The following is a 10,695-nucleotide window of genomic DNA, read 5'->3' as shown; positions in this document are numbered from 1 at the left end:
GGGGAGGAATCGATTCAGCGAGGACTTGCTCTGGGTTTAAACAAGCAGTTAACCAGTGGGGAAGGGTAAGATCGAGGGAGTTGGGTTCAGTGATGGTTTTCATAGCGGGTGGATGTTTTGGGAATGATAATAGCTAATCTAATCTCGGAATCATCGAAGGGACTCAAGATTACGAGATTAGGATAATCGCAATGGAAAAATAGTTGGTGGTGGAGATAACAAAGATGCAGATCCTGATTTCAGGTTATCTCTGATGCTCTGTTATTTAATACTATTACTATAACTTTACACCTTTAAAAAAAGCGAGGGGATGAAATACCTCTATGTTATGGCAACAACACAAGCAGATTTACCAGCACTTTCTCGAACGCTTAAGGAAAGTCTTAATGCTGGCTACAAGCAAGACTAATCTAGACGGATTAATTCCAGCTTGCCAGGAGGCTGAAGATTTTTTTGCGCAACAGATTGCACCCCGGTTTGGGGATGAACCCGATTCCCCCACTGAGATGGCTTGGCAGTCGATTCACACGGAGATGCATAAACAAATGAAATTATTGGTAACTGAGACTACATTTTACCAAATGAGTCGCCAGGAATTGGCGAAACAGCAGAGAAAAAATAGGATTAGTAATTATATCCGGAATCTCATTCACTATTGCGAGATGATTTTAGGGTCTGGTGGGTAAGGTAATGGTGAAGGTGGTTCCTTGGTTTACTTGGCTGTTAATGTGAATGGTTCCGTTGTGTAAATCCACACTTTTTTTGACAATGGAAAGTCCTAAGCCTGTTCCACCAATATTGCCAATATTGCTGCCTCGATGAAAGGAATCAAACAGATGCTGTTGCTCAGATTCAGGAATGCCAATTCCTCGATCTTGAATCTGAAATTCCATAGTGTTGTTCAGACAACGCACGCGAACAGATACGGTTCCTCCCTGGGGAGAATACTTAATGGCATTGGAGAGTAAGTGAACGAGGATTTGCTCAAGTAAGCTGCTATCGAGCATCCATGAGGTGACAGAGTCTTGGGGGAGAAATTCCAGGGAATATTGGGAACCGGCGATCGTTTGCATCCGGGCAATCGCTTCTTCAAACAGGGGAATTACATCCACCAGCGTGGGGTTAAATTCCAGTAAGCCAAAATCCGCATCCTTGATAAACAGGATATCCTCTAAGAGGCTAGTCATATGGTTAATGGCTTTATGAATCCGGTCAAAATGCTTATTTTGTTTTTCCCGATCCCACTTATCTCGATATCGCTCTAGCATCCCGATGGATAAACCGATAGTGGTGAGGGGGGTACGATATTCATGGGAGATGGTGGTAATAATCCGAGATTTTAGCTCATTGAGGGCTTGTAGATGATTTAAAGCTTGATTAAGATAAGGGTCGATGAAGCAACGATCTTGGGGATGAGAGATGCCCAGTAAGCTGGTAATTCGTTTGTTGAGCAGTTGAGGATGAAGGGGTTTGGGTAAATAATCATCAGCCCCCAGCTCCAAAATTTGGCTAATAAAATCGGGTTGGTGACACTCACTGATGGCTAAAATCGCTGGAGGGTAAGTTTGGCACTTCTGTCGATAAGCGATCGCCTCAGTGAGAGGTTTCAAGTTGCTGCTGTTGACATCGACAACGATCAGATGGGGTTGCTCTGTGGTGATTTCTGCGATCTCACGGACAGTTTGAGTGACATACTGATGTGAGACAATCGCCCCCGCTAAAGGCGGATCGATCGATAAACTCAATTCTTTCGCGAAGGGAGGATCTTCTTCAACAATCAGAATCAACGAAGACATCAGAGATTGGATATAGTGCTTAGAGGTAACATCTGTCATCATCTCAGATTTTGCATCTTAAGATTTAAGGTCAGAGGATGAGTATAGCCATCTAGTAATCACATGTCTGATGACTATTGCTAGAGTGCTTATTCCCTTTTGCCTGACTTCTGCAAGAAGTCTATGGTCTAGATGCACCTTCAAGAGAATCATACCTGAATTGATGAAAATTGATGAAAGTCTACACTAATTTTGAGTGATTATCCAAGCTTAATCCATGGGTCTGAATGGTATTGCGCCCCTGAGCTTTAGATTGATAGAGAGCTTCATCGGCATTGATTAGTAGCTGATAGGGTTCCATGTCTAATCGAGGAGTTTGGCACGCGACTCCTAGAGATAACGTTAAGTTCGATCGGATCGGGGAAGCGAGATGCTCAATTTCTCGATCCTGAATCTCTTCCTGAATTTTGTCAGCGACTTCTAGAGCGCCATCTAAGGGAGTGTTAGGGAGAAGCACCACAAATTCTTCCCCACCATAGCGAGCGACTAAATCGGCTGGACGTTGGGCTGATGAGGCGATCGCCTGGGCAACTTTTCGTAAGCAATCATCTCCAGCTTGATGGCCATAGGTATCATTATAGAGTTTGAAATAATCGACATCGCATAGGATAACGGAGAGGGGAGTGCCTTCACGGGCAAGTCTGCGCCATTCCACTGCTAAGTATTGATCGAAGCCTCGTCGATTGGCAATACCCGTTAAGCCGTCTAGGGTAGCCATTTGTTGGAGTACCCGATTGGTTTGAGCTAATTGTTGATACAGTTGCCCTTGACGGATGGCGATCGCTACCTGATGGGTGATTTTTCTCAGTAATGCTAGTTGATCTTCTGGCCAAGTACGTGGCGATCGACAATCCTGTAAGGCTAAAAGCCCCCAAAGAGATTCGGGTGTTTTTTGCCGTAATTCTTCTGGTGATTTTATCCCCACATCTCGATCGGAGGTGAGTAACTCAAAACACTTAATTTGAATCACCAATTGGGATTTAACCTGCCATTGATGTAACTTTTCTTGAAATGCAGAGCGAGCTGGGGATAAAACCTCTTCAATCACCCCTAGTTTTAACTCTGATTCTGAACCCCAATCGAGGATTTCTTCGAGGTTAACTTCCTCAATGCTTTCTCCTAAAATTGAAGTACAATCAGGAGCAACTGACTCTACCAAAACACTTAACTGCGGTTCTGGGTGTAAACCATAGATTAACACTCGATCGGCTTGCAGGAGTTGCTGCACTTCCTGAACTGTAGTTTTTAAGATCTCCTCTAAATTAAGGGATTGACGAATTTTTTGGGTGATAATACTAAGAATTTTTTCCTGTTGGGCTTGTTTTCTTAAAATCAATTCTGCTTGTTTGGTGTTGGTAATATCTCGACCTACTGCTTGATATTCAGCTAAAGTGTTCTGGGACGTAAAAATTCCTCGAATCGTCCAAGATTGCCAAATCAGATGGGGGTTATGACCAAGGATGGGTAATTCCAAGGTAATGGTAGGACTTTTGGGGGTGATTTGGCTCAGTTGTGTCTGAAGTTGATGCCAGTCTTGGGTAAACAATTTATAGGAAGCACACTGACCGATTAAGGAGTCTGGGGATTGATGGCAAAATAAACTAAAGGCTCGGTTAATAAACGTAATGGTTCCATCGGCTAGAAATCGACAAATAAATTCTGTTTGATCTTCAATAATGCCTCGGTAGCGAGCTTCACTTTGCCGTAATTTTTCTAGGGTTTCTTTTCGCTTGATTGCATAATGAATGGCACGAGCCAGCATATTGGGACGTAACTCGTTCTTAAAAATATAATCCTGTGCCCCTACTTTGAGTGCTGATATGGCGGTGATTTCATCCTCTAAGCCGGTCAGCACGATAATGGGAATATGAGGCGCTTGTTGATACATAACTTGACAAGTCTCTAAACCTCTGATATCTGGCAACGACAAATCTAATAAAATTACTGCATAAGATTTTTTCAAGACCCATTCTATAGCTTCAGCCATGATTTCCACACGATCAATTTGGTAATCGCATCCTTGTGTCCTTCTGAGTAAAGTTTCAATCAGACGAACATCAGTAGGATTATCTTCAATCAATAGTACATTTAGGATAACTTGATTCACCAGGCTTAATCCTTGACTATCTTCAACACAAAAGGCTAATTGATAAACAATTATACATGACATCCCTTTTTATCTGCCTTGATGTTTCAATTACCGCAGCCTCAATCTTATGATTCGCAGGATTGGGATTTGCTTTTCAGGTTAGAATATTGTACCGGGTATGGGGGGGAGTTTAACAGAAGTTAACCAAAATTCTTCTACTCGGCGAATCAAGTCTTGGAACTGATAAAAAGAGGAGGGTTTACTCAGATAACAATTGGCATAATTTTCGTAACTCGACAGAATATCGGCTTCATTCTCTGAGTTGCTTAACACGATCACAGGAATTACCCTCAGACATAGATCGGCTTTAATCTCCGCTAAGACTTCTAAACCCGTTTTAGTCGGTAACTTGAAGTCTAATAGTATGATCTGGGGGCGCGGACTTTGCTGATAGGGTTCCTGCTGATATAAAAAGGCGATCGCCTGTTCCCCAGTTTCTACCACATGGATCTGATACGTCATCGAGCCTTCCCGAAATGCCCGCACTGTTAAGGCTGCTTGACTCGGAGAGTCTTCGATCAACAAAATATGAACGGGTTCAGAACTGTAATTCAAAGTACAAAATTATCATCAGGTGCGATCGCCAATTGTAAAATAAAATGTCGCTCCCTGGTTCAGGTGAGACTCAACCCAAATCTTTCCCCCATGGCGTTGAATAATCTTATCGCAGATCGCTAACCCAATGCCTGTGCCTGGAAAAGTGCTTTGGGAATGGAGCCTTTGGAAAAGGACAAAGATGCGCTCGGCATAATGAGGATCAATACCAATACCGTTATCTTGCACCCAAAATAGCCAATGGCAATCTTGACGTTGAGCGCCAAGGTGAATCTTCAGGGGGCGATCGCTGCGAAACTTGATGGCGTTACTGCATAAATTTTGCCACAGTTGCACCATCTGGGAGCGATCGGCGTGGATGGTGGGTAAGGGATCGTGGGTAATGGTTGCACCACTTTCCTCGATCGCGACTTTTAAGTTAATCCATACCTGTTCTAATACCTCGTGAAGATCGGTGGGAAGCCTCTCTTGAGCGCGAGTTCCCACCCGTGAAAAGGCTAATAAATCGCGGATTAAGCTTTGCATTCGTTGTCCTTCACTGAGGATACAGTGAAGATAGCTTTGCCCTTCATCATCGAGAAGATCGCCATAATCTTCCTTCAATAGTTGACTAAAGCTCACAACTCCTCGCAGGGGTTCCTGCAAATCATGGGAAGCAACATAAGCAAATTGCTGTAATTCGGCGTTAGAGCGGGCTAATTCTTGTTGTTGGCGGATTTGTTGAGAAATTGACTCTTGTTGCTCGAGTTGGGCTTGCTGACGGGCAGTATGGGTATAGAGCATTTCCCCTACCACCTGTAAAATCCGACTATCTTTGACCGACCATTGTTTAGGGTTCTGACAATGAGACTCACATGTAATCTGTCCCCAAAGTTTTCCAGATGCTGTCCAAATGGGAACAGCTAAGAGGGAACCAATCTGCAACGATTCTAAATAGGCTTTCTCTAACTTCGCGATCGCTGGCAGATCATCAAGGGAATTAAATATCAACATATCCTGTTGGCGCAGAGTCTCAAACCACCAGACAAAAGGAGCTACATCCAGGTCTTGAAGCAGATCGCGAAATGGTATACTCTGAGCATTACACCATTCATCGGTTAAACTCAACTGAGTTTCTTCTGAATTGAAGCGAATTAAATAGACGCGGTTAGCCCCCATTGCTTGGGCTAGAATTCCCAACAGATCGTCAAAATCGAGGGTGTCATGGCGAGTGAGCCATTTAGAAACTTCAGATAAGGCAGTTTCCAATTTGAGGCGATATTTTAATTCTTCTTCCGCTTGTTTGCGATCGGTAATATCTTCTGCAATTCCAGCGATGCGCTCAATATTTCCCCACTGATCTTCAATGGGAAAGGCTCGATCCCAAATCCATCGGGTTTTCCCATTGGGACAAAGAATTCGATATTCACAAAAGGTATGTTCGCCCTGAATCTGCCGATCCCAGGTTTCTTGAACGCGATCGCGATCTTGGGGATCGATACTCTCTAACCAAGAAAAATTAGGCTCATAGACTTTTGAGAGCGATCGCTCCCAAACCTGTTCATACGCAGGACTCATATATTCAATCTGATAGGGATGGGTAGAAGCCAACCAAAATACATCCTGAATATTGCCGGCTAATTGACGAAACCGTTCTTCACTTTCTCTGAGTGCCTCCTCTGCCTGTCTGCGCTCTGTAATATCGCGAATACTAATAACATAAACGGGTTCGCCCAACCAATAGGTTTGAGAAACACTCATTTCTCCAACACCCATCACCTGTTTCCCTTGAATTAAATCAATTTCTGTTACACTGGCCACGGTTAGGGGTTGACCAAAATCGTGATCGACTAAACTAGACAGGGGACGATTAAACAATTTTTCTGCTGCGGGATTAACAAACTGAATCACACCTTGAAGATCCACAATCAGCAAGCCATCAGAAGCGCTATTAATAATCGTATGCAGTCGTGCCTCACTTTCCCAGAGTTGTAATTCAATCAATTTGTGGGTAGTAATATCAATCGCTGTGCCTAAAATTTCAATCGGAACTCCTTGTGCATTTCGCTTAAAGATCATATTACGCGATCGCAGCCACACCCAAGACCCATTCCGATGGCGCATCCGATACTCAACTTCCTGTACTTCCCCATCGGCTAAACTTAACCACTCCTGTTTTATCGTTTCAATATGTTCCAATTCATCCGAATGATAATTTTGCTCAAAAAATATCGATCCTTGGGACTGAATCTCTTTGGGAGAATAACCCAGCACACTTTCTAGAGAGCGATTAACATAAATATTTTTCTCCGTTTGCAAATCATACAAGTAGAGTACTTCAGGAGAAGCATCAGTCAGTTGTTCAATAAAGCGTTTATTGTGGCGTAATTCTTCTTCTGTGTGCTTGCGATCGGTAATATCTCGATAAACACTCAAATACCAATATCGTTCTTCTTCCCAAATCATAGAGGTAGAAACCAACAGTGTTTTCTGTTCTCCATTTTTCGTGCAAATGACCGTTTCTACATCTTCTATTTTTCCATGATCGCGCACCTGATTCATCTGAGCGGTCACTTGCGTTAAATCTGCTGGGTTCGGATATAACAAGTTTAAAAAGTTATTCGCTTTATTCGCCTCTTCTTGAGAATATCCGGTCAGAGTTTCCATTTTAGGATTAAAAATCGTGAAATGTCCCTTATCATCACTCAGAGTAATACCTTCTCCCACCGTCTTAATCACCATTAATAGGCGATCTAGCAATCTGTTGATTAAATTAGAACTCTGTTTTTGAGACGTGATATCCGTATCTGTACCTGCCATGCGATAAGGCTTGCCTTCACTATCTCGAAACGCAATTCCTCGTGTCAACAGCCAGCGAATACTTCCATCTTTATGGACGATCCGATGTTCAACTTCATAAAGAGGGGTTGAGCCATCTAAATGTTCTTGAACTGACTTCCTTGTCATCTCTCGATCGTCAGGATGAATCAAATCCATCCAAGGATCGATATAATTGGGAATTTCTTCATTTTGATACCCCAAAACTCCTTTTAAGTTGGGCGAAATATATATTTCATTTGTCTGTAAGTTCCAATCCCATACTCCGACTTGACTGCTAGAAATTGCTAGGGTGTAGCGTTCTTCTGTTTGGTTGAGTAAATACTTTAGTCTCTGGTTTTCTTGAAGGAGTTCTTGTAGTTTAGTTTCCACAAACTTAAAATCACCCCAGACGTGAGAGGAACAGAAATCGTTGAACCGATTACAGAGTGCTAAACTAGAGGATCTGGGAAAAGCTGAACTATTCATCACTAATTGCTCCTATTTTGAGTAACAAGTCTCTCGTTTTCTTGATCTATCGTATGAATCAAAAATTAGGCTTAACTCTAACGGACTGTAGTCGGCAACTTGTACCTCAATCCATAGGAATAAAGAAGCGTATTAAAATAGTCCAGTCATTCTATCAAGAAACAAGGTTTCAATCGATGTTAAGATTGGATAGGTGGCTGAAGTTTACGATAACTCAGTAACCAATTTGCCATAGTTGCTCGTCGAGTTTGTCGCGGACCAAATTCACCAATTTTATATCCTTTAAATCCTAATTCCTGCTTGAGCAGTTGTTTATTTTCTGGAGGAATAGAGCGAGTTAGCTTTAGGGTTGCTGGACGAGAATCTATAAAATCAGGAGGTTCCGGATAAACTTCACCCCAATCGTCGATCGCTTGGCTGATATCCCAAGTTTGGTTATCTGAATTATAGCGATAGCCTAAATGATACCATACTAATTCATTAACTCTTTGATCTTCTAGGCTATTTTCTAGGGTTTCATCCACAATTGCCCAAATGGTTTCATCGGTAAGTGGGAGTAAATCAGACATGCTTTGACTTTTGAGCTAATCGAAACTTAGGTTAAAAACTGATTATGGCGATCGCAGGGAAGCCATCGCCAGCATTTCAGTTGTTGCCGACCTCAATGGAGGATTACTCTATTTTAGATCGGATGGATTAATGGATCAATTGTGCTATGTATCCCCCAGTCTTCTATATCTGGGGAATTCCTACAATTGATTGATTTTTTTAAAAAGACTCGACATCCAAGCATTACCCTCCAATCTGTAGCGCCATTAATACAAACCGTAGAGTAAAGATGGCTGCGATCGCCCATACCGCGGGAGCGACTTCGTGCATTTTACCTTGAAAGGATTTGAGCAACGGATAGGTGATAAATCCGATCGCCAAACCTTCGGCGATTGAGAAACTTAGAGGTATAAAAACTAATGTCAGAAATGAAGGGATAGATTCGGCTGGATCGTCCCAATGGATAGAGCGTACACTGCCCATCATCAACACGCCAATAATGACCAACGCAGGTGCAGTGGCAAAGGGAGGAATGCCGGAAATCAGGGGAATAAAGAAGATAGAGAGTGCAAACAATAGGGCACAAACCACGGACGTAAATCCCGATCGCCCCCCCTCGGAAATCCCCGAAGCTGATTCGATGTAAGTGGTTACGGTTGATGTCCCTAAAATTGCGCCCATGGTTGTGCCAACGGCATCAGCCATAAATGCTTGACTGGCTCGAGGAAGTTCCCCTCGGTCATTAATTAAACCGGCTTTCATGCCAATCCCGGCTAGGGTGCCTACGGTATCAAATAAATCAACAAATAGGAGAACAAATAGAATGGCTAATAGTTCCCAAAAGGGGATTTGATTCAGATTTACCAATCCGACAAAGGCTTGACCGAATAAATCACTCGGCCATTGAGGAAAGGCAAGAATACCGCTTGGTAAGGGGGCGACACCCAAAATCCAGGCTAAAATGGCCGTAGCGAAGATTCCTAATAGCAATGCGCCCCGAATCCGTCGCACCATAAATGCCGAGGTAATCAGGATTCCGAAAATGGCCATTAAGGTGACGGGATTATTTAATTCTCCTAAAGTGGTTATGGTGATTTGATCGCCTACGATTAACCCACCATTTTTGAGTCCAACATATGTAATAAATAAGCCAATTCCAGCAGCGGTAGATTGCTTAATACAAGCAGGAATAGCCGTTACCATCTGAGCGCGAATATTGGAGAGGGTTAAGCCGATAAAAATCAGCCCTTCGAGAAAAACTGCGGTTAAGGCAACTCGCCAATCAATGCCAAGTCTGAGGACAATGGAGAAGGCAAAATAGGCGTTCAATCCCATGCCTGGAGCGAGGGCAAAGGGGTATTTTGCATAACATCCCATGATTAAAGAGGCGATCGCTGCTGAAAAGGCCGTAGCAATGACCAATTCTCCAAATAAATCTCGACTCTCTTGTAAAAAAATGGCGTTCGACAAAATATCGGGATTGACGACCAAAATATAAGCCATGGTAATAAACGTCGTCGCTCCGGCTAAAACTTCCGTCTGCCAATTTGTATTCAAACTCTCCCATTGGAAGAATGCACCCATCCTTTCTAATAAAGATGAGGAATTAGACTGAGATTGTTCTTGGTCTGCACTCATAACCGTTAAAATTAAGCCGTGTCACCACACAATACCACTGTCTGCTGCTCTCAGGGAGCAACCGTGAATACAAAAATGCGTTTATGGACAGTTGAAGGAAAGGGTAAAGCTCCGTTTCCCTTTTTGCCTATTGCTAGAGTGCCTTTTGAGAGTTTAATTGGACAGTTGGAGAATGGAAAAGGCACACTGGAGGTAATGGGCTTCAGAGGATAGGCTTAAGATGCGTCTTAATGCTAATTTAAGGTTTTGGGTCACGACGATCGCCTTGTGGTTGATGATTCAAGGGGTTCCCCTTTCGGTATCCGAGTCATTGCTGAATACAGAGTTTGAGATCGGTATGGAAGCAGTGGCGAAAAAGAGCGGGGGGAGATCGCGGGGCGGATCGTTTGGTTCTAGCTCTGGGGGGCGATCGCGATCGGGTGGTAATCGCTCTCGTTCTAGTGGTTCTAGCGCTAGTGGGGGTTCTTCACGCCCTCGGTCTTCAGGTAGTTCGAGCAGTTCTACTAACCGCTCTGGCAGTTCATCAAGTTCTACACCGTCTCTACAGAAATCTCCAACCTCAACGCCTCGTTCTCAGCCTAGACCTTCAGTTGCCCCAAATTCTTCCAATAGCAATAGTACAGGGGTACGGATACGGGGGGGATCGTTTGCCCCCCCGCCCCCTCCACTGCATTCTGCACCACC

The 10,695-nt window shown here is 43.4% G+C and carries 7 protein-coding genes and 1 pseudogene; 2 read left to right on the top strand and 6 right to left on the bottom strand.

The genetic code is table 11. From position 1 onward, the window contains the following. Positions 1-323: 323 nt before the first annotated feature. The gene (patD, locus tag AC3A14_RS22585) at positions 324-686 is read left to right on the top strand and encodes a heterocyst frequency control protein PatD (RefSeq protein WP_318731637.1); all 363 of its coding nucleotides are present in this window, start codon (positions 324-326) and stop codon (positions 684-686) included. Here patD and AC3A14_RS22580 read toward each other — a convergent pair. The 6 genes from AC3A14_RS22580 to AC3A14_RS22555 all read right to left on the bottom strand — a co-directional run bounded on the left by AC3A14_RS22580 (position 669) and on the right by AC3A14_RS22555 (position 10,011). Next, on the bottom strand, positions 669-1,796 hold the full coding sequence (locus AC3A14_RS22580; protein WP_318731636.1) for a hybrid sensor histidine kinase/response regulator: 1,128 nt from the start codon (positions 1,794-1,796) through the stop codon (positions 669-671). The genes patD and AC3A14_RS22580 overlap by 18 nt on opposite strands. Before the next feature lie 220 nt (positions 1,797-2,016). Beyond that, positions 2,017-4,005 carry a diguanylate cyclase gene (locus AC3A14_RS22575; RefSeq protein ID WP_318731635.1) on the bottom strand — a complete coding sequence of 663 codons (1,989 nt, stop codon included), beginning with the start codon at positions 4,003-4,005 and terminating at the stop codon, positions 2,017-2,019. A 78-nt stretch (positions 4,006-4,083) separates the two neighbouring features. Beyond that, positions 4,084-4,539, bottom strand: a complete 456-nt coding sequence (locus tag AC3A14_RS22570) for a response regulator (RefSeq protein WP_318731634.1) — start codon at positions 4,537-4,539, stop codon at positions 4,084-4,086. Between the two features lie 15 nt (positions 4,540-4,554). Further along, a complete protein-coding gene (locus AC3A14_RS22565; RefSeq protein WP_318731633.1) occupies positions 4,555-7,728 on the bottom strand; it encodes a PAS domain-containing sensor histidine kinase in 3,174 nt (1,057 codons plus the stop codon). Positions 7,729-8,003: 275 nt separating this feature from the next. After that, positions 8,004-8,393 carry a DUF1823 family protein gene (locus tag AC3A14_RS22560; protein ID WP_318698994.1) on the bottom strand — a complete coding sequence of 130 codons (390 nt, stop codon included), beginning with the start codon at positions 8,391-8,393 and terminating at the stop codon, positions 8,004-8,006. A 223-nt stretch (positions 8,394-8,616) separates the two neighbouring features. Continuing rightward, on the bottom strand, positions 8,617-10,011 hold the full coding sequence (locus tag AC3A14_RS22555; RefSeq protein ID WP_318698995.1) for an NCS2 family permease: 1,395 nt from the start codon (positions 10,009-10,011) through the stop codon (positions 8,617-8,619). Between the two features lie 220 nt (positions 10,012-10,231). Between AC3A14_RS22555 and AC3A14_RS22550 the strand changes: the two are divergent. After that, positions 10,232-10,695 (top strand): annotated as a pseudogene (locus AC3A14_RS22550) (hypothetical protein); the annotation flags it as partial.

It is taken from the genome of Roseofilum sp., from assembly GCF_982964205.1.
The sequence above is the reverse complement of the archived record's forward strand: the minus strand, read 5'-3'. Positions and strand labels throughout refer to the sequence as shown.

Coding starts and splice junctions, on each gene's coding strand:
- AC3A14_RS22575 (WP_318731635.1), bottom strand. CDS start 4,005: ATGTCATGTATAATTGTTTATCAATTAGCCTTTTGTGTTGAAGATAGT.
- AC3A14_RS22560 (WP_318698994.1), bottom strand. CDS start 8,393: ATGTCTGATTTACTCCCACTTACCGATGAAACCATTTGGGCAATTGTG.
- AC3A14_RS22580 (WP_318731636.1), bottom strand. CDS start 1,796: ATGTCTTCGTTGATTCTGATTGTTGAAGAAGATCCTCCCTTCGCGAAA.
- AC3A14_RS22555 (WP_318698995.1), bottom strand. CDS start 10,011: ATGAGTGCAGACCAAGAACAATCTCAGTCTAATTCCTCATCTTTATTA.
- patD (WP_318731637.1), top strand. CDS start 324: ATGTTATGGCAACAACACAAGCAGATTTACCAGCACTTTCTCGAACGC.